This is a genomic window from Bacillus sp. FSL K6-2865 (genome assembly GCF_040311405.1).
Lineage (GTDB): Bacteria > Bacillota > Bacilli > Bacillales > Bacillaceae > Bacillus > Bacillus velezensis.
Map to the genome: position 1 here is coordinate 2,657,190 of NZ_CP152036.1, position 24,760 is coordinate 2,681,949.

Here is a 24,760-nt window from a genome sequence, read left to right on the forward strand (position 1 = left end):
TATGGATCCCTCCTTCCAAAGCTTGCAACGAATTCTAAAAGCGGTATGTTTCTTATCCGACCCGGAAGCCTTCTCTCTTTTTCAGCATGCAGGGCTGCGGATAATAAATGACAATTCATGATGAGGTTAAGCGATCTATTTGCTCCTCCGCAAGGAATCATTGCCAATCAGAACGCAAGCCTCTTTTTGGTGTTACTTTAATGATCGGTTCAATGCAACAATTTCTTGAGCCAGAGACGCAGCTTTCACGAAGTCTTTCTGCCTCTCCGCATCCGCTCTTTCTGCTTCTTTTTCCTTTATCATTGACCATTTTCGGTGATCCAACACTTTTTTTACGTAATCGGATAACTCGGCCTCTGAGAGCTCCTCGTTTACTTGGAGCATCCCTATATCTGAAAGCAGCTGGCTGATTTCCTCATCCTGCATTCTCGCCATAAGATGCTGCGGCGTCATGTCAGCGCCCTCTTCATAAACAGCGTACAGGTATGCTGCCAGCGCACGATGTCCGTCAATGTTAAATTCAAAGCCGACACGCTCAATCACTTTCTTTATGACGTTTCGGTCTCTCAGCATATGAGCGAGCAGAAGTCTTTCCGCGTTCTCATAGGCGGGACGGAGACGGCGCCGTTTCGCTTTTGTCGTCACCCGGGCCCGTCTTGTCTGCGGTTCGGCGTTTTTGTCGCCGGGGGCGTTTTGTCTGGCGTAGATGGAAAGCTGTTCCGTCAAAGATTCTACCGAAAGAGAAAACTCTGAGGCGAGCTGCTTCACATACATTTCCTGCTCAAGCGACCCGGAAAGAGCGCTGATTTCTTTCAGCACTTCTTTCATGTAAGCGAGCCGGTCTCCTTCGTCAGATAAGTTTTTCCCTTTGCGGAAATACTGCATTTTAAAAGCCATGACCGTAACGCTTGCATCAATGATATCGGTCCGAAATTTTTCTCCGCCCCGGGTTCTGATATAATCATCAGGATCAAGTCCGTCAGGCAGCATGCTTACTCTTACCTTACAATCGGCTTTCTGGAGCAGGCCGGCCGCTTTCAGCGTAGCTTCGTACCCGGCTTTATCCGAATCGTAGCAGAGAATGACCTCCTGAACATTTCTTCTGAGGATTTTCACATGTTCTTCGGTGAGCGACGTCCCCATTGTGGCGATACTTTCTTTTACGCCTGAGCTGACGGCGGATATGACGTCAGCGAAGCCTTCAAACAGAACGGCTCTCTCCTCTTTCCTGATCGGCAGGCGCGCCTTATGAAAGTTATACAGCAGCTTAGATTTATGAAACAGCGGCGTTTCCGGGCTGTTCATATATTTCGGCTGCTGGCTTCCGAGCGCCCTTCCTGAAAAAGCCGCCACGGCTCCGTGGTGATCATGAATGGGAAACATAATTCTGTTTCTGAAACGGTCAAAATACCCGCTGCCGTCTTCCCTTCTGATCAGCAGACCCGCTTTTTCCATCAGTTCTTCCTCAAAACCGCGCTTTTTCAAGAATTTCGTCATGAAATCCCAGGAATCCAGCGCGTAGCCGATTTCAAACTCATCTATGAGCTCTTTCGTAAAACCCCTTGATAAAAGGTAATCTAACGCTTCCTGGCCTTCCTTTGTATTTATTAGCAAATGATGGTAAAATTTCTTCAGAAGCTCGTGGGCTTCCGCCATCTTCTGCTCTCCGGAAGATTCCGGCCTGGATGCAGAGTGAATCGTTATATCATCAGGGAAATCAATCTGATATTTATCCGCAAGGTGAGAAACAGCTTCCGTAAATGAATAACCTTCCATCTGCCGTAAGAAAGAGAAAACGTTCCCGCCCGCACCGCATCCGAAGCAATGAAAGATCTGCTTATCGCTGGAGACGGAAAACGAGGGCGTGTTTTCCCCGTGAAACGGACAGAGCCCAAAGTAGTTGCGGCCTTGCTTTTTCAATTGGACATAATCACCTATGACTTCAACAATGTCTGCTGACTGCTGCACCTGATTAACTACTTCATCTGGTATGCGGTTTCCCATCTTATAACACTCCGTCGTACATTATTCGATGTTTTGATTTGAAATCCCTTCATCATTCGACAGGATTTTTTTAAGCAGGGTAACAAATCGATTCCGATCTTCTTTATTTAATTTTTTAGGTCCTTTGGAATGAATGCCGCTTCTTCTCATTTTGCCTGACATATGACGGCTCATCAGAGCGAAGTCAATCGTGTCTTCAGTATAAGAACGGCCCCTTTCCGATAAGACGGCAATATTTCTGTTCAGCAAAAGAGAGGCTAAACCGATATCCTGCGTGACTACGACGTCTCCCGATCTCACATGGTTTGCGATATATAAGTCTGCCGCTTCTTTATGAGGATCAACGTATACCCAGTTCTCGTCTTTGCTTCTGGAAAGCTGGTAGTGTTCAAATGATGCGACGAAAATAACCCGAACGCTGTATTGCGATGCAATGAGCATTATTTCCTCTTTTACGGGGCATGCGTCTGCATCGACAAAAATCGTCTTTTCTTTTTCATTTAGAAGACTAATTCTCCATCCCTCCATCAATCTCCTGCATAAAAACAAGCGAAATCGCATATGCTCCATGACTGCGGATCTATTTTGAGCTTTGTCGAAAAATTTCCGGGAGTTATTCTTGACATCTTACCCATAATAGTTTATTCGTATCACACGAAGCTTAAACCTAAAAATAAACATTTTATCACAATTTTTTATTATAATACAAACTTCGCGAAGATGCCATCCTTTTTGTTTATTCCCTATTTGCATACCCAAAAACCCAGGATAAAGCGTCCTGAGTTATCGGCCCTTTGTTTTGAGGTGATGAATGATGTTCGCTGTTTCCTCGACCGCTTTATTCGAAACGTCAACGACTTGGCAGCCGATCCGGTCCACGATTTTCTCAAAATACTCCAGCTCTTCTTTAATTCTGTTGATATTGGCGTAAATGGCTTTGTCATTTAAGCCGAGAGATTTTAACCGTTCTTTTCGTATATGGTTCAGTTTATCAGGGCTGATTTTTAAGCCGATGCATTTTTTCGGATCAACGCTGAACAGTTCTTCCGGCGGATCGACCTCAGGAACGATCGGCACATTGGCCACTTTCAGACGCTTATGGGCAAGATATTGTGATAATGGGGTTTTAGACGTTCTGGATACTCCGAGCAGGATGATATCGGCTTTTAAAATGCCTCTTGGATCTCTGCCATCGTCATATTTGACGGCAAACTCGATCGCCTCGACCTTTTTGAAATAATCTTCATCAAGCTGGCGGACGCGGCCCGGTTCATATTTAGCGGTCAGACCGTAAGCCGATTCCATTTTATCGATGAGCGGACCGATAATATCGTAATACAGCACATTCGCTTTTTCCGCTTGTTCAACCAGGTATTTGCGCATTTCAGGAACAACGAGCGTAAAACAAATAATGCCGCCGTCCGCTTTGGCGAGAGACACGACTTCATTAATGGTGCCGATATCTTCCACATAAGGTATTCTTCTGATATGCGTATCATCTGCTGAGCCGTTAAACTGGCTGAGCGAGGCTTTTACAACGAGTTCGGCGGTTTCTCCGACTGAGTCTGATACTACATAAATGATGCGATTGTCCATGTTATCCCCCCGTTAGTTTTCAAGCTTATATGATTTCATTTTCTGATAAACTGACAAGTATCCTAGTCATATTCGTTTTGGTAAACCGGCCGATGACCTCAAAGCCTTTATCCGTATCTTTAATAACGGGCAGGGCATCGATCTGTTTTTCAATTAAATACTTGGCGATGTCCATCACATAATCGTCACGCCGGCAGACGGCGATATTCGGCATTCTTGTCATGATAATATGAACCGGTATTGAGACAAGTTCCTGCTGGCCGATGCTCGCCCGCAGCAAATCTTTGCGTGACAGCACACCGACTAAGACAGCATCACGATCTACGACAAATAACGTGCCGACATCTTCTAAAAACATTGTGCAGATGGCATCGTATACCGAGACATTCTCATTGATGACAACAGGGATCGATTGAAAATCTTTCACTTGCAGCTTTTTCAGTTTATCCGCAAGCAGCTGATTTCCCGTTTTCCCCGTATAAAAATAACCGACCCGCGGACGGGCCTCTAAGAAGCCTGACATGGTGAGTATGGCCAAGTCCGGCCGCAGCGTGGCCCTCGTTAAATTGAGCTGTTCTGCGATATGCTCTCCGGTAATCGGGCCGTTTTCCTTTACAATCTGTAAAATTTGTTCTTGCCGTTTATTTAATTCGATCGTACTCACCACCTTTATGGAAGGGTTTCTTTATCTATGTTTTCATTCTGTGATGTTTATGTAAAAGGGGAAAAGACGATTGCCGATCACACAGCAACCGTCTTTTTCTTTATTTTACAATAAGATGATTCATATTAGCAAAAGACTTGATCACATCTGCAAGAGCGGTCATTTGCGCTAAACGGTTGGTTTTTAATGCTTCATCGTCCGCATTTACCATCGTGTGATTAAAGTAGTCTTCAATCGGCTCCTTTAATCCGCTGAGCACGGCAAGCGCCTGTTCATAGTTTTTGGAGGCAAAGCTTTCCGCGACACTGTCTTTTGTTTTTTGATAAGCGTCAAACAGCTTTTTCTCCTGTTCATTTTCAAACAGATCCGGATTGATATCGCGGCTCTCGCCTTTTTTGCTGATGGAGATGACCCGGCCGAGTGATTCAGCCGTTTCTTTAAATCCGGGTGTGCCGAGGTGCTTCTCAAGCACTCTTGCTTTATGAACGGCTGCATACGGCTCAAGCTCTGTGCTGTCCAGAACGGCTTCGATAACGTCATGACGGATGTCTTCAGCGTTTAAGACGTATTTCAGACGCTGTGTAAAGAAATCGAGGAGCTCATTTTCTTTTTCCGTTTCTGTCAATGACAGCAGCTCTTTAAAAGAAATGCCCCAGTTGCGGTCGATCAGAATGGAAACGATGCCGCTTGCCTGACGACGCAATCCGTACGGGTCCTGAGAACCTGTCGGAATCACGTCAATGCTGAAGAAGGAAGCAATCGTGTCCAGTTTATCAGCTAACGCTACAACCGCGCCGGTGAAGGTTGAAGGCACTTCTCCCCCGGCCGCTCTCGGCATATAGTGCTCATTGACAGCGGCAGCGACGGCTTCATCTTCACCGAGCATGCGCGCATATTTTTCTCCCATCACGCCCTGAAGCTCAGGGAACTCATAGATCATATGTGTAACCAGGTCAAATTTAGAAATCTCTGCGGCGCGCTTCACAAGGTTTTGCGTCTGTTCATCCGCTTTCAGGCGGACGGCAAGTTTGCCCGCAATGGCGGCCACTCTTCTTACTTTATCTCCAAGGGAGCCGAGCTCTTCATGGAAAACGATATTTTCCAGTTTCTTCACGTTTTCATCAATGTTGAGCTTTTGGTCTTCTTTGTAGAAGAACGCAGCATCTGAAAGCCTTGCTCTCAGCACTTTCTCGTTTCCGCGGGCAACATTTTCAATTGCATGGCTGTTCCCGTTTCTTACCGTAATAAAATGAGGAAGCAGATTCCCGTTTTCATCTTTTACCGGGAAGTAGCGCTGATGCTCTTTCATTGTTGTTACAAGCACTTCTTCAGGAATAGAAAGAAACTCGGATTCAAAAGATCCGTAAAGCGCCGTCGGGTATTCCACCAGATGGTTGACTTCGTTCAGCAGGTCCTCATCGATCGGAATGTTCCATTTCTTCTCGGCTGCAAGCGCGTCCAGCTGGCTTTGGATCATTTGTTTGCGTTCTTTCGGGTCAGCAATGACGCTTTGTTCTTTCAGCAGCTTTTCATATGATGACGGCGCATCAACAGATACTTCTTGGCCGAGAAAGCGGTGTCCCTGTGTGTTCCGGCCCGTCTCGACATTTGTGATTTCAAACGAAATGACGTCTTTTCCAAAGAGAGCGATAATCCATTTGATCGGACGGATATAGCGCAGATCCTGCGTGCCCCAGCGCATGTTTTTCGGAAAATGCATTCCGGCAATCAAATTTTCCAGCTGCGGTAAAAGTGTCTTCGTCTCTTGTCCCGCCTGGAATTTTTGAACGAAGACATATTCCGTGCCGTTTACATCTTTTATATACAGATCATCCACTCCGGCGCCTTGGCCTTTTGAAAATCCGATAGCGGCTTTTGTCCAGTTTCCGTCAGCATCCAGAGCAATTTTTTTCGCAGGGCCTTTTGCTTCTTCCTGAATATCAGCCTGTTTTTCTGCTACGTCTTTTATATATACTGCCAGACGTCTCGGCGTATTAAAAAGTTTCACTTCGCCATGGGCGATATTTTTTTCAGCCAGCCAGCCGGTCAGCTTTTCACCGAGCTGCACCATGCTGTCATGTAAAAACCGCGCCGGCATTTCCTCGAGTCCGATCTCTAAAAGCAAGTCTTGTTTACTCATGGGAAGAGCCCTCCTCTTTAAGCATTGGGAACCCTAATTTTTCCCGTTCTTCATAATACGTTTTTGCCACTTTTCTCGCTAAGTTGCGGACACGGCCGATATAACCCGTCCGCTCCGTCACCGAGATCGCGCCTTTTGCATCGAGCAGATTAAATGTGTGAGAGCATTTCAGCACATAATCATAGGCCGGATGCACGAGCCCGTTATCCATTTGTCTGATCGCTTCTTTTTCATAGGTGCTGAACAAATGGAAAAGCATATCCACGTCAGATGTTTCAAAAGTATAAACGGAATGCTCATATTCAGCCATCATAAATAAATCTTTCACAGTAAATCCTGACGTCCATTCAAGATCAAAGACGTTTTCTTTATCCTGAATATATGACGCGAGACGTTCAATGCCATACGTGATCTCAACGGATACCGGTTTACATTCAATTCCGCCCACCTGCTGGAAGTATGTAAACTGAGTAATTTCCATCCCGTCAAGCCATACTTCCCAGCCGAGACCTGCACAGCCTAAAGACGGGTTTTCCCAGTTGTCTTCTACGAAACGGATATCATGTTCAAGCGGGTCAATGCCGAGCGCACGCAATGAATCAAGGTAAAGCTCTTGAATGTTATCAGGCGACGGCTTGATAATGACTTGGAATTGGTGATGCTGATAGAGCCTGTTCGGGTTTTCACCGTACCGTCCGTCCGCAGGCCGTCTGGACGGCTCAACGTAAGCCACTCTCCACGGTTCCGGCCCGATGCTTCGTAAAAATGTATACGGGCTCATTGTGCCTGCGCCTTTCTCCACATCGTACGACTGCATGAGCACACAGCCTTCATTCGACCAGTGCTTCTGCAAGGTTAAAATCATATCTTGAATGTTCATTTCAAGCACCTCCACTTTCTCCATTCTTTTACAAGTGCGGCGGCAACCAAAAAACTCCCGTCTCTATGCTTGCCGGCCGCAAACATAGGGACGAGAGTTCTCCCGCGGTTCCACCCTAGTTGCTGAGGATGTGAATCACTCAGCCTCTTTTTAAAGGGTTGCTCGAGAATGCCTTTCGTTGCGCGCTCATCCTTAGCTTACACTGCCCTAAGGTCGCTTGTATGAGTTGGACGCAAGTACTTCTTTCTGTCACTGCAACATATTTTATAATAAATGATCATATAAAAAGATGGGCAGAATGTCAACTTTTGTTTTCATCCAAAAGGTTCTTCATGCTTTCCATCTGATCTAAAAACCGTTTTGACTTTAAATAAAGTCCTGAATATTCTTCGTAATACAGATCAATGACCCGTTTAATTTCATTTTTGGTTTCCTGTTTTAACGAGACGCTGCCGAGCCTTCCGATATCAAAGTAATAAAAAAGCCTTAGCAGCCTTGCCGTTTGCGGCGAAATCGGAACTCTGTACGGATCCTTTTCAAAGCAGCGGTGGCAGATAAACCCGTTATCTCTTATCGAAAAATGAAACGTCCCTTCCCCGCTTTTGCAGTGGACACAATGATTCAGCTCCGGATACAGCCCCATGACGCCGAGCATTTTCATCTGCACGATGAAGGTGATCACGTCCGGGTCAGTCCCGTCATTCAGCCTCTTAAAGGATTCGAGAATCAATTCGAATAAATAGGGGTTCGGTTTCTTCTCTTCCGTTCCTTTGTCAGTGAGTTCAGCGATAAAAGCGGCATACGCCGTCAAAAATAAATCTTCTCTGATCGTTCTCATGCTGAGAATCATTTCACCCTGCTGGAGCGTGCCGAGTCCTGATGTTCTTTGCATTAAAAATGACCCGTACAAAAACGGCTGGCTGACTGCTGACAGCCGGCTGGCTGACTTCCTGGCGCCCCTTGCCATGACGCCGATTTTGCCGTGTTCCCTCGTCAGCAATGTCACGATTTTATTCGTCTCCCCGTAGTCATTCGTACGGAGCACGATTCCTTCACATTTAGTCAGCATTTCCGCACCTTCCAACAATGGGAGGGGCCAAGAGGTTTACAAAATTGGAAAATCAATTCGGGCTAGCTCATCTTCCGGTTCTTCGGGTCTTTCCAGGTTCTCTTTTTCCAGTTCTTTAAAAAGAAGGTACGTATCAACACTTCCTGTTTGAGAAAATACGTTCCAGGTAAAATTCAACACAAAAAACCCACCTTTCATCATTAAACTAGCTTGCCAATCCAAATTCTTACCCTTATCTTGACCTGATGTCCTCCTTTTCATGTTAAACAAATTTTGCTAATGAATCCCTGCTTCTGTGAGGTAATCTCACACCTCAGGCATGCGCCTTAGATGAATTAATATTCATCCTCTTTGAAGCCGAAATCACGCAGCTGAGACATTTTATTCCGCCAGTCCTTCTGCACCTTCACCCATAATTCCAGGTAAACGCGTGAGCCCAAAAGAGCTTCAATATCAGCCCGCGCTCTTTTGCCGACTTCTTTCAGAAGCGCTCCTTTTTTACCGATGACGATGCCTTTTTGAGAATCCCGCTCGACCACAATGGTGGCGGCGACATGGACGGAGCCGTTTTCCTGCCCTTTAATGGACTCGATAGCGACAGCGATGCTGTGCGGCACTTCTTCCCTTGTCAGATGGAGCACCTTTTCTCTGATCAGTTCAGAAATAATGAACCGCTCGGGATGGTCAGTCACCTGATCGCTCGGATAGAACTGAGGCCCTTCCGGTAAATACGCTTCAATCTGCGCGAGAAGGGTTTCGACGTTGTTCCCTTCCAAAGCTGAGATCGGCACGATTTCCTTAAACGGATAGCGCGTACGGTACTCATCAATTAAAAGAAGCAGCTGGTCAGGGTGGATCTTATCAATTTTGTTTACGATCAGAAAGACCGGTGTAGACGTCTGTCCGAGCTTTTCAATGATAAACTCGTCGCCTTTTCCGTACCCTTCTTCGGCGTTAATCATAAATAACACCAAGTCAACTTCTTTCAGTGTATTCTGCGCCACTTTCATCATAAAGTCGCCAAGCTTGTGCTTTGGTTTGTGAATGCCCGGTGTATCAATAAAAATGGTCTGCGACGTGCCGGTTGTCAGCACCCCTTGGACTTTATTTCTTGTCGTCTGGGGTTTGTCGCTCATGATGGCGATCTTTTGACCGATGACCCTGTTTAAAAAGGTAGACTTTCCTACATTCGGCCTTCCGATGATAGATACAAATCCTGATTTAAAGCTTTCGTTCGTCATGTAAATCCTCCGATGAAAATGCGCCCGGCAATAATTCTTCCGCAGTCATTTCTTTTATTTGTCCTTGTAAGTTGGTCAGAATAACAAGCATATCCTTTGAGCACAGCTCGGAAATTACTTGTCTGCAGGCTCCGCACGGCGAAACCGGTCCCGGAGTATCCGCAGCCACGGCGAGCATCGCAAATTCCGTATCCCCCTCGGAAACAGCTTTGAATATCGCCGTGCGTTCAGCACAGTTGCACATGCTGTATGCCGCATTTTCGATGTTGCAGCCTCTGTACACTTTTCCGTCTTTGGTAAGAAGAGCGGCTCCCACTCTGAAATTTGAATACGGCACATACGCTGTGTCCCGCGCTTTTAATGCTTCTGCAATCAATTCTTGTCTGTTCATGTGTACTTAATTCCTCTCTTACCTTTATCCTGTATGATACCGCTGTCACTTTTATTTTACATAATTATGATTGGTTTTTCACGCCCATTTTTGGCAATGTAAAATAATTGTAAGAATCTTCTGCTAACATATCTTCGGCAAGAAGATGAGTAAACCAATGATACACGATATCACGGCAAAGACGCAAACGGCTCCGGCGGCCGCGTCCTTTGCCGCTTTTGCGAGCGGGTGATACTGATCGGTAACTAAATCCACAACATGCTCTATCGCCGTATTTAAAAGCTCCAAAGCAAGCATTCCTCCGATCAGCATCAAAACAACGGCCCATTCGGCTGTGCTCAGCCCGGTGAGAAAACCGCAAACGATAACGGCGCAGGCCGCGGTAATATGAAATTGAAAATTCCGCTCTGACCGCGCCGTTTTCCAGATTCCCCTCCATGCATGGACAAAGCTCTTCAGGAACCTGCTCCACTCGTTTTTATGATCTCGTGAGTCCATACTCATCCAGCAAATCCTTTTGCTTTGAAAACATTTCTTCCTCTTCTTCTTTTGTCATGTGATCATAGCCAAGCAAATGCAAAAAGCCGTGCACGGCCAGAAAACCGAGCTCTCTCATAAACGAATGGCCGTACTCTTCCGCCTGCTCTTTCGTTCTGTCAGCGCTGATGATAATATCTCCTAAAACAGGCGGCATGTCGGCGCCTACGATTTCAACCTCGTCTTCGCCTTCTTCTTCAAGCGCAAACGAAATGACGTCAGTCGGAGTGTCTTTTCCCCGGTAGTCTCTGTTGATTTCTCTGATTTCCTCATTTGTCACAATCGTGACCGATACTTCAGCCTGGTCCTGAACGCCTTCTTTTTCCGCCGCGAATTGGAGCAGCTTCTCCACTTCTTGGAGCGCATCAGCTGAGACGCTGTTCGTTTCATCAACAATATCTATGAGTAAACTCATTTATTTCACCTTCTTCGTAGCCTCCGGATATTCAATCCGGGAGTGGAAAATTCCTTTTAAAGTCGCACATAGTGTTTTTGCGATCGTATCCAGTTCTCGGAACGTGAGATCACATTCTGAGAATTGTCCGTCCTGAAGCTTATCGGATATAATTCCCCGCACCAGTTTTTCGATCCGCTCGGGATTGGGATTATGCATGGAACGGACAGCGGCTTCAACGCTGTCGGCCACTGAGATAATAGCCGCTTCTTTCGATTGCGGCTTCGGCCCCGGGTAGCGGAACTCTTTCTCTGTAATCTGGTCGCCCTTTTCTTTCGCTTTATAATAAAAGAATTTTAAAAGGGACGTTCCGTGATGCTGCTCCGCGATATCCACAAGCTCTTTCGGAAACTTATAGCTTCTGAGCATATTCGCACCGTCTGTCGTATGTGCGATAATGATATTTTTGCTGAGCTGCGGAGACAGCTTGTCATGCGGATTATCCATATTCATCTGATTTTCAATAAAATATTGCGGACGTTTCGTTTTGCCGAGATCGTGATAATACGCTCCGACCCGTGCTAAAAGACCGTTTGCCCCTACGGCTTCACAAGCCGCTTCCGACAGATTTGCCACCATGACGCTGTGATGATATGTACCGGGTGTTTCCGTTAAAATCTTTCGAAGCAGGGGATGATTCGGATTAGACAGTTCAATCAGCCTCATTGTTGAAAGAATGCCGAATCCCGTCTCAAAAAACGGCATCAGACCGATAATCAAAACGGATGAAGCAAGTCCCGAGACGACCCCCATCAGCATCAGCGTTCCGATTTCAACCGGTGACAGCGCCGTATTTTGTATTAATAAAAGCGACAGCACGATAATCATATTAATAAATGAGACGAACAGTCCCGTCTGCAATATTTTTGATCTCGCATTATGTTTTCCCAAAAACAGAATGCCTGAAATGCTGCTGATTAAATAGTAAATGCCGATGACGTAATTAAATGTTCCCGTCACACCCTGATTAAACATCATACTGCCGCAGATCGCCAGAATGATGCTTCCTAAAATGGCGAGCCTTTCATTGAGCAGCAGCCTGATTAAAATCGCGCCGGCGGCGATCGGCACAAGATAGCCGATATTGGTGTATTCAATCTTCTGAAAGAGACTGACGACTTCCATAATGACGAGAATAAGCGTTGTAATGATAGAAAACAGCAAAAGAGATTTATTTTTCAGCTTAAGCTCCTGCTGCTGTTTCTCAAAATAGTAGACAAGCGTGGCAATAAACAGGCCGATCATCAGAAGGAGACCGCTGATCGGTTTTAACAGGTTGGAATTATTCAAAAGACCCGTCAGTTCAAGCTTCCTGTATACTTCCCGGTCAATCAGATCATTCTCTTCCACGAGAACCTGTCCCTGTTTGATCTGTACCGGCTGGACGCTGTCTGACGCTTCCTGGCGTTTTTCATCGGTCGCTTTCGGATCAAAAACGTAATTCGGGATGACCGCGTATTTTCCGATTTCAGTCGCAGCCGCTAAATATTTTGACGGCACAGAAGCGCTTTTCAGCTCTTTTGCGACCTTATCCTTCGCTTCAGCAAGCTTTTCAGAAGGAATTTCACTGCTCATCACCGTATTCACCGCGGTAATGACGGAATCCCTCACAAATGAGAAATCTTCATTGTTTGCATGGAGAAGCGATTTAATGGCATCTTCCGAGACGGATTCATTGACATCCTGTGTCAGCTTGTTTTTCACCGATTTGACCAGTGATTTTTCCGAAGGTGACTTTTTGTCTTTTTCCGCATCTTTTTTCACTTCGCCGATACTGTCAAAAATGGAAGTGATCAGGTCAAGCCGGTTGTCGGTATAGCCTTTTTTCAGAGTGTATTGATCTTCCACCGCATCTTCGGCCGCCTGTTTTTTCGATTCCGTCGCCTGCTGATCTTCCACTGTGGCGGGCGCGTAAATCGTTTTATCACTGACTGCAAACAAATCCAAATTAAGTGATTCAGGTTTTACATGAATAAAGAGCAAACCAAACATGATCGCTGAAAGCAGCAGGTACAGCAGCACATGGGCTGAGCGGGCATGTCTGAAACTGCGGAACCGTTCCCGGGCGCTTTTGCCCTTTCCCTTCTTTTTCAAAACAAGAACCTCCTCCCTGAAACATCAGGAACACATCATATAAAAATGACCCGATAACGGGAGATCGGGTCATTTTTGCATTACTTTTGCTTATCATAAGCTTCAATAATTTTTGCAACAAGCGGATGCCTGACCACATCTGTCTGGTCAAGTTCAATCACGGAGATGCCGTTTACGTCCTTCAGCATGTCCTTCGCTACTGCAAGTCCCGATGTGACGCCTTTCGGCAGGTCAATTTGGCTTACGTCGCCCGTAATGATCATTTTAGAGCCAAAACCCAATCTCGTCAAAAACATTTTCATTTGAGCGGGAGTGGTATTCTGGGCTTCATCAAGAATCACATACGCGTCGTCAAGCGTCCGCCCTCTCATATAGGCAAGCGGGGCGATTTCGATAACCCCTCTTTCCATAAGACGCTCCGTATGGTCGCTTCCGAGCACATCATGGAGCGCATCATACAGCGGGCGCAGATAAGGATCTACTTTTTCCTTTAAATCTCCGGGCAGAAAACCGAGGCTCTCGCCGGCTTCCACAGCGGGTCTTGTTAAAATGATTTTTTTAATGTGGCCGTTTTTTAAAGCATGCACCGCTTTTACGACCGCCAAATAAGTTTTGCCGGTTCCCGCCGGCCCGATGCCGAACACCATGTCGTTTTTCTTCATCGCCGCCACATATTCTCTTTGGCCGATGGTTTTGACACGGATCGGTTTGCCTTTTGCCGTTTTCGTTATTTCCTCTTCATACATGCTTTCAAAATAGTCCAGTTCATCTTTTTTTGCCATTTTCACGGCATACAGCACATCACGTTCCGAAATCTCGATCCCCTTGCGAATTAAAGTAAGGAGCGAGCCCAATAATCTGTCAGCGATCTCAAATGTTTCATCATTCCCGGAAACGTAAATGGTTTCACCGCGTGTGATGAGGCTAATGCCCAGATCCTTCTCCATTAAATGTAAAAAGGCATCTTGGCTGCCGAACAAAGAAAGTGCTTCGTCCGGGCTTTTCAGTTTGTGATTAATCGCAAGTAAATGTTCTGCCATTCTTTAGTCTCCCTGAACAATAGGTGTGGTTTGAACGATATCTTCTATAACTTGGTAGAGAATAATCAACTTTACTTTACCATTCTCAACGGATTGGTGCAAAACTTTTTCACTTTCCACCTCTCCGCTGCCGTTTAATCGCTTTTCTACATCTTGTCTTCCCATTTTGATACCGGCCTGAACCGCTTCGCCTTTCGTATAAGTCCGCACGGATGTTTCACTTTCTCTTGTCTGTTCTTGAACGTAAGAAACCGGAAGCTTCATCCCCAGAAATTGAAACGGATGCTTTTCTTCCTCTGTTTTCGGATGTTTCAGCGGCTTCTCATTAAATTCAAAGCCCCAAAAAGGCACGCCCCATGATCCGAAAGACAGCTTGTGCTTCGTCCTTACTTTACCCGTATATAGCGTAAATGATGTTTCAAGGGGCACGGTTACTTCTGACTTGTACCATGTTTCTCCGTAAATTTCCGCTTTTGAGGCGACTTTCCGGTCTTCATTTCCGATCAGTCCTGAGACGAGGAGCTGTCCTTTGTCAACATGATCGTTCACAAAAGCCATCGGCTGCCCCTTTTGCACGAACATCCTTTTGATGACCGCCTTCTTTTTGGCAACGATATGGCGGGGGCTTACGTACTTTTCTTTTGTCGGTTCGTTTTTTTCGACCACTTTCATATGAAGGGCTGTCCCGTTCAATTCCACACCGACCCACGTAATATTATCGATGCCGTTTGTTAATGATTTTTGAATTTTTTCCGGCGTCATCATTAAAAATTGCAAACGGCCTTTTTTCACACCGATTTCTTCAAGATGCTTTACCATCTGATGCTCGGTCTCTGGCTCAGCCCCTTTAATATCAATGTCCCAAATCATGTTTGACAAAAGAAACAATATAACAAAAAATATCACAAATCCCGCAGTGAAGCCCAGGTTTAATTTTGATTTGAGAAGCAGAAAGGGAAGACCCTTTCTTTTTGTAAAGCTTGCTTTGCATTCATGTTTTCTGATGACTCTTCTGAAAGCATGTACATCTTGAAGCTGAATCATCAGCAGAACACAGTCTTGCTTTTTTTTCACCGCAAAGATGGCGATTCCGTTTCTCGTGCATTCATTCAGCAGCCGTTCAATCCCTTTTCCTTTGACTTCCACTTGGACTTTACCCGAAAAAAATGACAGCCATTTGTTTTTCACATTATTTCCCCCCGGCTTTATGAATCGACATATCGTACGTGATCTATCGTGCCTTCCAAAAGGATTTCCTCAGGAAGGATTGCCTTAATGACCAAGTTTTTTCCAGATATGATACACTGCCCCTGCTTGAGCATCAGCCTGACTTCTTCTTCACTGAACAGCAGGAGGCCTCTGTGATTCTCTATGTAGATATGAAGTCTGCCGACCATCGTAATACGAGGCAGATCCATCATAACGTCCGGGGGAATTTCCAATGCTCTTGTCAGCCATGCCTTTACACGATTCTTTCTTTGCCCCATAAAAAAAGAACCCCCTTTCATCTCATATGTATGATTTGAAAAGGGGTTCTAACACTTTATTTTTTACCGATGTTCCGCATGGTCCGGTGCGGTTTTTTTGCACGGGGCGGACCCAAAACCTCACTGAATATAATGCCTTGGACCGCAGTTTCTTTATTTATTTTGAGGGCTGATTTCTTCAGAGACGCGTTTCGTGCGCGTGCGGATGTCAGCTTATGTTCAAGCCCGTTAAACATCTGCTCCGTCTCCGCTAGGCGCTTTTCAGCTTCCCTTCTTTTTTGCTCAAAAGGGTTCTCTTCTGAAACGGCAGGCAATTCTTCCGCTTTTGGCTTATGCTCTTTCTGCGGCTGTTTTTGATCCTGCTTTTTTGCCTGATTTCCGGGACGTGTACCCGGCGGACGTTTTTCATCTTTGTTTTTCTTGCCGAATATTGCCGATATAATGCCGATGACGGCGGCAATGACGAGCGGATTTGTCAGAATCTCGTGCATATAGCGGCTCCCTCCTTAATAGAGAGGTTATTGTTGGTCTTCATCTTGCTGGTCATTCGTCAGCTTGCCGATAGAATCCCTCATGTCCGTATCCGCGTCGATATTTTTTATGTTCATATAGTCCATGACGCCGATGTTTCCTTCACGCAACGCTTCTGCCATCGCAAGCGGCACTTCGGCTTCTGCTTCCACGACTTTCGCACGCATTTCTTCTACGCGAGCGCGCATTTCCTGCTCTTGGGCGACCGCCATGGCACGGCGCTCTTCGGCTTTGGCCTGCGCAATGTTTTTGTCTGCTTCTGCCTGATCCGTCTGAAGAATCGCTCCGATGTTTTTGCCGATATCCACGTCGGCGATGTCAATCGAAAGAATTTCAAATGCGGTGCCTGAATCCAGCCCTTTGCCAAGTACAGTCTGCGAAATCATATCAGGGTTTTCAAGCACTTTTTTATGATTGTGTGAAGAACCGATTGTCGAGACAATCCCTTCTCCGACACGGGCGACAACCGTCTCTTCTCCCGCTCCTCCGACAAGGCGCTCAATATTGGCTCTTACCGTGATTCTGGCTTTTGCTTTTACTTCAATTCCGTCCATGGCGACACCCGCGATAAACGGTGTTTCAATGACCTTCGGATTGACGCTCATCTGTACGGCTTCCAATACGTCACGCCCGGCCAGGTCAATGGCTGCGCAGCGTTCAAATGACAGCTCAATATTGGCGCGCTGTGCCGCAATCAGGGCATTGACCACCCTGTCGACATTACCTCCGGCCAGATAATGGCTTTCGAGCTGGTTTGTTGTTGCGGACAGGCCGGCTTTGTGCGCTTTAATTAACGGATTGACAACGCGGCTTGGTATGACGCGCCGCAGCCTCATCCCGACCAAAGTGAAAATGCTGATTCTGACTCCTGCCGCAAGCGCCGAAATCCATAGCATCACCGGTACAAAGGTGAAGAATATGGCTAACACAATAATGGCAGCAGCAACTAATGCTAAAATCGCCAAACTTGACAGTTCCATCTAATTCCTCCTCAAGGTTATCATCTATATTTCTCTCACGACAATGCGTGAGCCTTCCGCTTTCACTACTTTCACCTGTCTGTCTTTTTCAGTGAATGATCCTTCCGAGACGACATCCAGACGTTCATCATCAATAATGACGGTGCCTGACGGTCTGAGGGCTGTAGCGGTAACGCCGACTTTTCCCAACAGCTCCGTCCGGTTCTGATTTGAAACATAACCGCTCTCCGTGCTTGTTGAATCAGTTAATATTAATTTTTTAAAGAATTTCATTCGTTTCCCCAACACCCTTGTTAATATGATAAAGGCTGTAATAGACACAGCAATGGCGATCAAGAGAGAAACCGCCATTACGGTAAAGCTGCCCGCAGCGAGAAAGAGGCTCGCGATGACGCCTGCAATACCGATAAGACCGATTATGCCTCCGGGCAGAAATATCTCTAAAAGGATAAAAACCAAGCCCGCGCAAAATAAGAATACGCTGTCATAGCCGGCGAATCCGGCAGCGATATGCCCGGTGAAAAACAGCAGCATGGCTGTCAGTCCGACGGCACCCGGTATCCCGAGGCCCGGCGAGAACAATTCAATGGTCAAACCAAGCAAAGCAAGCGTTAATAAGACGGGGACAACAAACGGATTTGTCAGCCATCTGCCCAGTTTGCCGACGAAACCTTCTTCTGCATGGTGAACATCCGCTTTGTCAAAACCGAGCTTTGTATATAAAGCATCAAGGTCTGAAACCGTGCCCTCCGAATATCCGACTTCCTTGGCTTTTTCAGCTGTCAGTGTCAGCAGTTTTCCCTTTGGGGCGCCCGCTTCCTTTGCATTAATGGCGGGATCTGCCATGGCCAGGGCGTATTTCGGATTTCGGTTGTTTTTAACCGCTGCGTCCTCCATTTCTGCATGCCACAGTGATTGGGCCTTTTTGTCTGCCGCGTTTCCCTTTCCGTCGATGATGGCTGCGGCACCCATTTTTCCGCCCGGCGCCATATAGATTTCATCTGCCTGGAGCGCTATATACGCTCCGGCAGAAAGCGCCCGTTTATTAACGTAAGCGGTAACAGGCACATCCGCGCGGCCGATGATATCCGCAATATTCAAGGCTGATTGAACGGCGCCTCCCGGTGTATTGATGTCAAGAATAATTTGTGACGCGCCGGACTCTTTCGCTTCTTTGAAAGAACGCGATAAAAACGAGGCGAGCCCCTGTTCGACATTTTTCTCAACCGGGATGACATAAACCGATGGGTGATCAGCTTTCGCGTTCAATTGAACCCCTAATAAAGATAATACAAATAAGCCCAATAGAGCAACAGCAATTCCGGTTTTTTTTCGGAACAAGGCAAATATACCCTCCTTCCCGTTTCGTTCTTCTTTATATACGTAACAAATGTACTTTAGTTTCATTTTTTTATGTATAAAAAAAGACATCTCTCAAGGAAAGATGTCTTTTTTCTTGTCAATTAAGATAATTGACTGCTGACGAGTCTGTTAATTACGCTGCCGTCAGCTTTACCTTTTACTTTAGGCATAATAGCACTCATCACTTTGCCCATGTCCGCTTTGGAGCTCGCACCGACTTCAGCGATGGTTTCATTTACGATTGTCTGCAGCTCTTCTTCAGAAAGCTGCTTCGGTAAATAAACTTCTAAAATGTCCAGCTCTTTTTGAACTTTATCTACTAAATCTAAACGATTAGCGTTTGAAAATTCATGGAGGGAGTCTTTACGTTGCTTAAGTTCACGAGATAGGACAGTAAGTTCCTCATCCTCGGTCAAACTGTCTTTCTTAAGCTTAATTGCTTCGTTTTGAAGTGAAGCTTTCACCATTCGAACGACAGTCAGTTTGTCTTTCTCACGGCTTTTCATATACAGCTTCATATCTTGGTTAAGTCGCTCAAGAAGACTCATAAATCCACCCTCTTTTAGAATTTGCGTTTTCTAGCAGCTTCTGACTTTTTCTTGCGCTTTACGCTAGGTTTTTCATAAAATTCGCGCTTTCTTGCTTCTTGCAAAGTACCTGTCTTTGATACACTGCGTTTGAAGCGACGAAGAGCATCTTCAAGCGATTCGTTTTTTCTAACGACCGTTTTTGACATTCTCTTTCCCTCCCTCCGAATACACCAATCGACTACCTTTAAAAAGATACATATATAAACATGTACTTTGACATTATAATATAAGCCATCAGTCAGGTCAACTAAGCGAGCTCACTTTTCCGTCATGAATAAGGCTGCTTGTCTATATAATGATGGAAAGGGGTGTTTCGTTTGATGATACTGATTCTCTTTACCGCACTTATCCTGGTTTTTTTACTCGGAATGAGCCTGCTCAGGCAGGGGCTGATCGCATTAACGTATTCAAAAATTGAGAAAAGCCTGCTCTTATTTACCGACCACCCTTTGAAAGCTTTTCTCATAAGCATCGTGTTCACCGGTTTTCTTCAGAGCAGCTCAGCCTTCATGGTCATTGTCATCGGCTTTGTCAGCGCAGGCGCTTTATCTTTTAAACGGACCATTCCGATGATTCTCGGTACGAATGTCGGCTCCACGTTTACGACGGAGTTTTTAGCCATAAAGATGGATGTGCTCATTTGGGTGCTTTTTATCGGAGGCCTTGTGTTTATCCTCCTCCGTAAATATCCGTTCAGGCAGATCGGCATAAGCTTCCTCGGTCTCGGCATCATCTTTTTTTGCATCACATGCTTCAGCCGGCTCGCCGTTCCGCTGACAGAAATGAAGGCGGGGGCGGAGGTTTTGCGGCATGTGAATGATTCGAGCTGGTCCGCTCTTTTTATCGGCATGATATTGACGGCAATCATTCATTCAAGCTCCGTCTGCATCGGCATTTTGATGAGTTTTATGAACGAAGGGGTGATCGGCATTGAACAAGCGGTCAGCGTCGTTCTGGGATCTAATATCGGGACATGCGTCACGGCCGTCATGGCTGCTGTTTCAGGCGGTTATGCCGCCAGACAGACCGCCGGTGCTCACGTTGTGTTTAATATTCTCGGCGTGCTGCTCGTATTTCCCTTCCTGTCCGCATCAGCAGGTTTTACGGAGCGCCTGTCTGATGATCCCGCGCAGATGATTGCGCATTTCAGCCTGTTATTTAACGTAGTCACCGCCTTATTGTTTCTGCCGTTCACACATTTGTTTTACCGGCTGATTGACAGGCTGATTCCTCCGAAACCGTAAAAAAACCGATGCGGGAAGGCACCGGTTTTTTTATCTGTTATGAAGACATGCGCATGTTCCGGGTCATTTCATCCTCAACGACGCGGACGAATTGCCCTTCATTATACGGATAGCCCGCTTTTTGAATTTTGACTTTGACAAGTTTGCCGATTACATCTTCCGTGCCTTTGAAGACGACTTTCATGTAATTGTCCGTATAGCCGACGAACATGCCGTCTTCATCAGACTCTTTAAACGCCTCTTCCGGAATGATTTCCAGAACCTCTCCTTCATAATCGGAGGCGTATTCTTTTGCAAGCTGGTCAGACAGCGCGATCAGCTTATGCACCCGTTCGTTTTTCACGTTCTCGTCAACCTGGTCTTCCATTCTGGCCGCAGGTGTTCCGGTGCGTTTGCTGTAAGGGAATACGTGAAGCTCTGAAAACTTATGTTCTTTAATGAACCGGTATGTTTCCATAAATTCTTCTTCCGTTTCTCCCGGGAAACCGACGATGACATCAGATGTGACGGCAAGACCCGGCAGCGCTTCTTTCAGCTTATTTAAACGGTCCGCGAAAAATTCCATCGTATATTTGCGTCTCATCCGTTTCAGAACGGTGTTTGATCCTGACTGAATCGGGATATGAAGGTGACGGACGATTTTATCAGACGCATCCAGCACTTCAATCACTTCATCAGTGATTTGGCTTGCTTCAATAGATGAAATTCTGATCCGCTTCAGTCCTTCTACACGTGTATCAAGCTCGCGGAGAAGCTTGGCGAAATTATAATCTTTCATATCTTCGCCGTAGCCGCCCGTATGAATCCCCGTCAGGACGATTTCTTTATAGCCGGCATCCACCAGCTGCTGCGCCTGTTTAATGACTTCTTCCGGATCGCGGGAACGAAGCAGGCCGCGCGCCCAAGGGATAATGCAGAACGTACAGAAGTTGTTGCAGCCCTCTTGGATTTTTAACGACGCTCTTGTACGGTCAGTAAAAGCGGGAACATCCAGCTCTTCAAACACGCGTGCTTTCATAATATTGCCGACGCCGTTGATCGGCTGGCGCTCTTCCCTGTACTGCTCAATGTAACCGAGCATTTTTTCACGATCCTGCGTGCCGACGACGATGTCAACACCCGGGATGGCCATAATTTCCGCCGGAGAGGTTTGCGCATAGCACCCTGTTACGCAGATGACGCCGTCAGGATTTTGGCGGATCGCCCGTCTGATGACTTGACGGCTTTTTTTATCTCCCGTGTTTGTTACCGTACATGTATTAATGACATATACATCTGCTGTCTGTTCGAATTCTTTTCGTTCATAACCCGCATCTTTAAACAGCTGCCAGATTGCTTCTGTTTCATAATGGTTGACCTTGCAGCCAAGGGTATGAAAAGCAACAGTTGCCATTACTGATCACCTCTTAATAACTCTGTATGATAGGAAACTGCGCTTAACGCGTAAAGAGGCGCAGTTTCAGTCCGTAAAATTCTCGGTCCGAGGCCGCATAAGACGGCGCCTTTTTCTGAAAGCTGATGAACTTCAGACTCAGTCAGACCGCCTTCAGGGCCGAATACGATTAAAAGAGACGAACCTTGCGGAAGGCTTTTGAGCTCCGCAGCGAAAGCGCCCGTTTCTCCCTGCTTTGATGACTCCTCGTATGCAACGACACATTTATCGACATTCTCCGCCATTTCAAGCAGCTGCCGGAACGTATGAACGGTTTTCACTTCGGGAATTTCATTGCGGTACGATTGCTCCGCCGCTTCCTTCGCGATTTTCGCCCATCTCTCCCGCTTTTTCTTTGCCTTTTTGTCGTCTAGCTTAACGACGGATCTGGCGCCCTGAAAGGGGATGAACATACTAGCCCCCAGCTCGGTCCCTTTTTGGATAATCCATTCAAGCTTATCGCCTTTCGGGAGGCCGCTTGCGATCCTGATCTTCAGCGGCAGTTCACGGTTTTCACCCGTCCACTCAGCAATGCTGCATGATATATGATCTTTAGAAACCTCTTTAAGCAGGCATAACGCTTCATGGCCGTCTTTCGAACAGCAGATAATCCGGCCGCCCGCACTCATTCTCATGACGTTCGCTATATGGTGGACGTCTTCCCCCGTGATTTGAAAATCGGGAGTTTCGTCCATCTCCTGCTTCGTGAGCTCGATAAAATATCGTTGCATACGCTGTGACACCTACTAACTGTTATTTTTTCGCGATGATGCTGACCCAATCTTCCATAGACAGAATTTCTATGATGGTAAAGCCGGCTTTTTCCAACGCTTCTTTTACTTCCTGTTTTTTCTGGCCGATAATGCCTGAAGTAATAAAATGGCCTCCGTCTTTGAGCAGGTCGTACGCCTGTGATGTAAAGCGGAGAATCACTTCCGCCAAAATATTTGCGACAATGACATCATGTTCGCCCGTGATGCCGTCTAACAAATTGTTCTGCTTCACTTCGGCCGTATCACTCACTTTGTTCAATTTTACATTCAGACGCGCGCTTTCAACAGCGACCGGATCAAGGTCATACGCATGAACCGATTCGGCCTCAAGCATGGCGGCCGCGATGCTTAAAATTCCTGAACCGGTGCCGACATCAATGACACGGTCGCCTTTTTGAACGATACGCTCAAGCGCCTGAATGCACAGAACGGTTGTCGGATGCGTTCCCGTACCGAATGCCATACCCGGATCCATTTCGATAATCAGTTCATCTGTATGAACAGGTGTGTACGTTTCCCAAGTGGGAACGATCGTGAACTTTTCAGAAATTTTCACAGGATGATAATACTTTTTCCAAGCTGTCGCCCATTCTTCTTCATTAACTTCAGAAATGGTGATTGTGTTTCTGCCCAAATCAATGTCGTACAAAAGCAGATTATTAATCGTCTCTTTAATGCCGTCCACCGTTTCGCCGAGGAAACTGTTGATCGGCAGATACGCTTTGACAATGACACCCTCATCGGGGTAATCATTGGGGTCGAGCTGGTAGATTTCCCCGTAAACATTCTCACGCTCTTTCATTAAATCAAGCGGATCTTCGATGACAACCCCGCTCGCACCAGCTTCATGCAAAATATTTGAGATGGGTTCGACCGCTTCATGTGTTGTGTGAATGCTGATTTCGGACCATTTCAAAACTACCAACTCCTATCCAATCATTACTCGCCTTTAAATGCGCGTTTTACTTTGTCAAAGAAACTCATTTCTTGTTCATCCGGCAGGTTTCCGCTGACTTCAGCGAACTCGCGGATGATGTCTTTTTGTTTGTCTGTCAGATTCGTCGGTGTGACGACGCGGACGACAATGTGCTGGTCGCCTTGTCCGTAGCCCCGGACGTTCTGAACGCCTTTGCCTCTTAATCTGAATTTCGTGCCTGTTTGTGTGCCGGCAGGTATTTTCAATTTCACTTTTCCGTGAAGCGTCGGCACTTCCACTTCGTCTCCGAGTGCCGCTTGGGCAAACGTTAACGGCATTTCGCAATAAATATCGTCTCCGTCGCGCTCAAAGAACTCGTGGGCGCGCACATGGAATACGACAAACAGATCTCCCGCAGGCCCTCCGTTTACGCCCGGTTCACCTTGGCCCGGAACGCGCAGCTGCTGTCCGTCATCCACACCGGCAGGAATGGTGACATTGATTTTTTTCCGTTTTTTCACTTTGCCCGTGCCGCCGCAGTCAGAACACTTGTTTTTGATGATTTTTCCTGTTCCTTCACAGTGGTGGCAGACTCTTCGGTTAACCACTTTGCCAAACGGCGTGTTCTGTTCGACGTTCAGCTGGCCAGAACCTCCGCAGTGCGAGCACGTATCCGGCTTTGTTCCCGGCTTCGCGCCAGACCCTTTACATGTTTCGCAATTCTCTTCGCGCGGAATTTCAATGATCGTTTCTTTTCCGAAAGCCGCGTCTTCAAATGACAGGGTCATTGTATACTGCAGATCCGCGCCTTGCCGCGGCGCATTCGGGTCACGGCGTCTCGTGCCGCCTCCGAAGATGCTTGAGAAGATGTCATCGAAACCGAAGCCGCCGAAGTCTCCGCCGCCTCCGAAACCGCCGCCGAATCCCTGGTTAGGGTCTGTATGGCCGAATTGGTCATATTGAGCGCGTTTTTGGTCGTCTGAGAGCGCTTCGTACGCTTCTTTTACCTCTTTGAATTTTTCATCTGCTCCGGATTCTTTATTGATATCAGGATGATATTTTTTTGAAAGCTTCCGATAGGCTTTTTTGATTTCATCCTTTGAAGCGCTCTTACTTACCCCAAGCACTTCATAGTAATCACGCTTACTCATCTCGCTTCACTCTCCCGAATTTCTCACATAAATTAGATTGTATCATTTTGAATTATGTTTTTTCAATTCCTTTTATCCCGGGCAAGAAAAAAAGTCAAAGCCAAGAGATGCCTGACTTTGACTTTCTGTCTGTTGAATCAGAATATGCTGTGTGTTCTTCCGCCTATAGTCTGTGCGGGAAAGA

General features: G+C 46.4%; 26 protein-coding genes. 1 reads left to right on the forward strand and 25 read right to left on the reverse strand.

Annotated features, from left to right (window positions below; all coding sequences use genetic code 11):
- Nucleotides 1–192 precede the first annotated feature (192 nt).
- From dnaG to rpsU, 21 genes are all read right to left on the reverse strand, one after another.
- Complete coding sequence (dnaG, locus tag NYE42_RS13010; RefSeq protein ID WP_007408290.1) at nt 193–2,004, reverse strand: DNA primase; 1,812 nt, start codon at nt 2,002–2,004, stop codon at nt 193–195.
- Between the two features lie 21 nt (nt 2,005–2,025).
- A complete protein-coding gene (locus NYE42_RS13015; protein WP_007408289.1) occupies nt 2,026–2,532 on the reverse strand; it encodes a YaiI/YqxD family protein in 507 nt (168 codons plus the stop codon).
- A gap of 255 nt (nt 2,533–2,787) precedes the next feature.
- On the reverse strand, nt 2,788–3,600 hold the full coding sequence (locus tag NYE42_RS13020; RefSeq protein ID WP_003152991.1) for a pyruvate, water dikinase regulatory protein: 813 nt from the start codon (nt 3,598–3,600) through the stop codon (nt 2,788–2,790).
- Nucleotides 3,601–3,625: 25 nt separating this feature from the next.
- The gene (gene ccpN, locus NYE42_RS13025; RefSeq protein ID WP_144663978.1) at nt 3,626–4,264 is read right to left on the reverse strand and encodes a transcriptional regulator CcpN; all 639 of its coding nucleotides are present in this window, start codon (nt 4,262–4,264) and stop codon (nt 3,626–3,628) included.
- A 100-nt stretch (nt 4,265–4,364) separates the two neighbouring features.
- Complete coding sequence (gene glyS, locus NYE42_RS13030) at nt 4,365–6,404, reverse strand: glycine--tRNA ligase subunit beta (RefSeq protein ID WP_144663977.1); 2,040 nt, start codon at nt 6,402–6,404, stop codon at nt 4,365–4,367.
- Nucleotides 6,397–7,284 carry a glycine--tRNA ligase subunit alpha gene (glyQ, locus tag NYE42_RS13035; RefSeq protein WP_003152984.1) on the reverse strand — a complete coding sequence of 296 codons (888 nt, stop codon included), beginning with the start codon at nt 7,282–7,284 and terminating at the stop codon, nt 6,397–6,399. The genes glyS and glyQ overlap by 8 nt, the downstream gene beginning before the upstream one ends.
- A gap of 301 nt (nt 7,285–7,585) precedes the next feature.
- Nucleotides 7,586–8,353 carry a DNA repair protein RecO gene (recO, locus tag NYE42_RS13040; protein ID WP_007408287.1) on the reverse strand — a complete coding sequence of 256 codons (768 nt, stop codon included), beginning with the start codon at nt 8,351–8,353 and terminating at the stop codon, nt 7,586–7,588.
- A gap of 36 nt (nt 8,354–8,389) precedes the next feature.
- Complete coding sequence (locus NYE42_RS13045) at nt 8,390–8,533, reverse strand: YqzL family protein (protein ID WP_007408286.1); 144 nt, start codon at nt 8,531–8,533, stop codon at nt 8,390–8,392.
- A 155-nt stretch (nt 8,534–8,688) separates the two neighbouring features.
- Complete coding sequence (gene era, locus NYE42_RS13050) at nt 8,689–9,594, reverse strand: GTPase Era (protein ID WP_007408285.1); 906 nt, start codon at nt 9,592–9,594, stop codon at nt 8,689–8,691.
- On the reverse strand, nt 9,575–9,985 hold the full coding sequence (locus NYE42_RS13055) for a cytidine deaminase (protein ID WP_003152976.1): 411 nt from the start codon (nt 9,983–9,985) through the stop codon (nt 9,575–9,577). Before NYE42_RS13055 ends, era begins: the two co-directional genes overlap by 20 nt.
- A gap of 123 nt (nt 9,986–10,108) precedes the next feature.
- A complete protein-coding gene (locus NYE42_RS13060) occupies nt 10,109–10,483 on the reverse strand; it encodes a diacylglycerol kinase family protein (protein WP_015240233.1) in 375 nt (124 codons plus the stop codon).
- Entirely contained in the window at nt 10,464–10,937 is a 474-nt protein-coding gene (gene ybeY, locus NYE42_RS13065) for an rRNA maturation RNase YbeY (protein ID WP_012118016.1), read from the reverse strand. Before ybeY ends, NYE42_RS13060 begins: the two co-directional genes overlap by 20 nt.
- The gene (locus NYE42_RS13070; protein ID WP_007408284.1) at nt 10,938–13,070 is read right to left on the reverse strand and encodes an HD family phosphohydrolase; all 2,133 of its coding nucleotides are present in this window, start codon (nt 13,068–13,070) and stop codon (nt 10,938–10,940) included.
- Between the two features lie 80 nt (nt 13,071–13,150).
- On the reverse strand, nt 13,151–14,110 hold the full coding sequence (locus NYE42_RS13075) for a PhoH family protein (protein ID WP_007408283.1): 960 nt from the start codon (nt 14,108–14,110) through the stop codon (nt 13,151–13,153).
- A 3-nt stretch (nt 14,111–14,113) separates the two neighbouring features.
- Complete coding sequence (gene yqfD, locus NYE42_RS13080) at nt 14,114–15,298, reverse strand: sporulation protein YqfD (protein ID WP_352426506.1); 1,185 nt, start codon at nt 15,296–15,298, stop codon at nt 14,114–14,116.
- A gap of 17 nt (nt 15,299–15,315) precedes the next feature.
- Nucleotides 15,316–15,597, reverse strand: coding sequence for a sporulation protein YqfC (gene yqfC / locus NYE42_RS13085; RefSeq protein WP_003152966.1), 282 nt, complete (start codon nt 15,595–15,597; stop codon nt 15,316–15,318).
- Between the two features lie 56 nt (nt 15,598–15,653).
- Entirely contained in the window at nt 15,654–16,088 is a 435-nt protein-coding gene (locus tag NYE42_RS13090) for a hypothetical protein (protein ID WP_015417844.1), read from the reverse strand.
- A gap of 27 nt (nt 16,089–16,115) precedes the next feature.
- Nucleotides 16,116–17,108: a flotillin-like protein FloA gene (gene floA, locus NYE42_RS13095; protein WP_007408280.1), complete on the reverse strand. Its 993-nt coding sequence runs from the start codon at nt 17,106–17,108 to the stop codon at nt 16,116–16,118.
- Between the two features lie 24 nt (nt 17,109–17,132).
- Entirely contained in the window at nt 17,133–18,449 is a 1,317-nt protein-coding gene (locus NYE42_RS13100; protein WP_352426507.1) for a nodulation protein NfeD, read from the reverse strand.
- 122 nt (nt 18,450–18,571) lie between these two features.
- Entirely contained in the window at nt 18,572–19,018 is a 447-nt protein-coding gene (locus tag NYE42_RS13105; protein ID WP_007408278.1) for a GatB/YqeY domain-containing protein, read from the reverse strand.
- A gap of 14 nt (nt 19,019–19,032) precedes the next feature.
- Complete coding sequence (gene rpsU, locus NYE42_RS13110; protein ID WP_003152957.1) at nt 19,033–19,206, reverse strand: 30S ribosomal protein S21; 174 nt, start codon at nt 19,204–19,206, stop codon at nt 19,033–19,035.
- 171 nt (nt 19,207–19,377) lie between these two features.
- Between rpsU and NYE42_RS13115 the strand changes: the two genes are divergently transcribed.
- Nucleotides 19,378–20,304 carry a Na/Pi symporter gene (locus NYE42_RS13115; RefSeq protein WP_007408277.1) on the forward strand — a complete coding sequence of 309 codons (927 nt, stop codon included), beginning with the start codon at nt 19,378–19,380 and terminating at the stop codon, nt 20,302–20,304.
- 37 nt (nt 20,305–20,341) lie between these two features.
- On the opposite strand, the gene mtaB is transcribed toward NYE42_RS13115, so the two are convergent.
- Genes mtaB through dnaJ form a run of 4 tightly spaced genes read right to left on the reverse strand, consistent with a single transcriptional unit; the run spans nt 20,342 to nt 24,576 of the window.
- The gene (gene mtaB, locus NYE42_RS13120) at nt 20,342–21,697 is read right to left on the reverse strand and encodes a tRNA (N(6)-L-threonylcarbamoyladenosine(37)-C(2))-methylthiotransferase MtaB (protein ID WP_014305444.1); all 1,356 of its coding nucleotides are present in this window, start codon (nt 21,695–21,697) and stop codon (nt 20,342–20,344) included.
- Nucleotides 21,697–22,467, reverse strand: a complete 771-nt coding sequence (locus NYE42_RS13125; RefSeq protein ID WP_015417848.1) for a 16S rRNA (uracil(1498)-N(3))-methyltransferase — start codon at nt 22,465–22,467, stop codon at nt 21,697–21,699. The genes mtaB and NYE42_RS13125 overlap by 1 nt, the downstream gene beginning before the upstream one ends.
- Before the next feature lie 22 nt (nt 22,468–22,489).
- Entirely contained in the window at nt 22,490–23,425 is a 936-nt protein-coding gene (gene prmA / locus NYE42_RS13130; RefSeq protein ID WP_012118021.1) for a 50S ribosomal protein L11 methyltransferase, read from the reverse strand.
- Nucleotides 23,426–23,448: 23 nt separating this feature from the next.
- Entirely contained in the window at nt 23,449–24,576 is a 1,128-nt protein-coding gene (dnaJ, locus tag NYE42_RS13135; protein ID WP_003152895.1) for a molecular chaperone DnaJ, read from the reverse strand.
- Nucleotides 24,577–24,760 lie beyond the last annotated feature (184 nt).

Bases quoted from the DNA above. Each gene is read 5' to 3' on its own strand.
- dnaG (WP_007408290.1), bottom strand. From the start codon at position 2,004: ATGGGAAACCGCATACCAGATGAAGTAGTTAATCAGGTGCAGCAGTCA.
- NYE42_RS13015 (WP_007408289.1), bottom strand. From the start codon at position 2,532: ATGGAGGGATGGAGAATTAGTCTTCTAAATGAAAAAGAAAAGACGATT.
- NYE42_RS13020 (WP_003152991.1), bottom strand. From the start codon at position 3,600: ATGGACAATCGCATCATTTATGTAGTATCAGACTCAGTCGGAGAAACC.
- glyS (WP_144663977.1), bottom strand. From the start codon at position 6,404: ATGAGTAAACAAGACTTGCTTTTAGAGATCGGACTCGAGGAAATGCCG.
- glyQ (WP_003152984.1), bottom strand. From the start codon at position 7,284: ATGAACATTCAAGATATGATTTTAACCTTGCAGAAGCACTGGTCGAAT.
- recO (WP_007408287.1), bottom strand. From the start codon at position 8,353: ATGCTGACTAAATGTGAAGGAATCGTGCTCCGTACGAATGACTACGGG.
- era (WP_007408285.1), bottom strand. From the start codon at position 9,594: ATGACGAACGAAAGCTTTAAATCAGGATTTGTATCTATCATCGGAAGG.
- NYE42_RS13055 (WP_003152976.1), bottom strand. From the start codon at position 9,985: ATGAACAGACAAGAATTGATTGCAGAAGCATTAAAAGCGCGGGACACA.
- NYE42_RS13060 (WP_015240233.1), bottom strand. From the start codon at position 10,483: ATGGACTCACGAGATCATAAAAACGAGTGGAGCAGGTTCCTGAAGAGC.
- ybeY (WP_012118016.1), bottom strand. From the start codon at position 10,937: ATGAGTTTACTCATAGATATTGTTGATGAAACGAACAGCGTCTCAGCT.
- NYE42_RS13075 (WP_007408283.1), bottom strand. From the start codon at position 14,110: ATGGCAGAACATTTACTTGCGATTAATCACAAACTGAAAAGCCCGGAC.
- yqfC (WP_003152966.1), bottom strand. From the start codon at position 15,597: ATGGGGCAAAGAAAGAATCGTGTAAAGGCATGGCTGACAAGAGCATTG.
- NYE42_RS13090 (WP_015417844.1), bottom strand. From the start codon at position 16,088: ATGCACGAGATTCTGACAAATCCGCTCGTCATTGCCGCCGTCATCGGC.
- floA (WP_007408280.1), bottom strand. From the start codon at position 17,108: ATGGAACTGTCAAGTTTGGCGATTTTAGCATTAGTTGCTGCTGCCATT.
- NYE42_RS13105 (WP_007408278.1), bottom strand. From the start codon at position 19,018: ATGAGTCTTCTTGAGCGACTTAACCAAGATATGAAGCTGTATATGAAA.
- rpsU (WP_003152957.1), bottom strand. From the start codon at position 19,206: ATGTCAAAAACGGTCGTTAGAAAAAACGAATCGCTTGAAGATGCTCTT.
- mtaB (WP_014305444.1), bottom strand. From the start codon at position 21,697: ATGGCAACTGTTGCTTTTCATACCCTTGGCTGCAAGGTCAACCATTAT.
- NYE42_RS13125 (WP_015417848.1), bottom strand. From the start codon at position 22,467: ATGCAACGATATTTTATCGAGCTCACGAAGCAGGAGATGGACGAAACT.
- dnaJ (WP_003152895.1), bottom strand. From the start codon at position 24,576: ATGAGTAAGCGTGATTACTATGAAGTGCTTGGGGTAAGTAAGAGCGCT.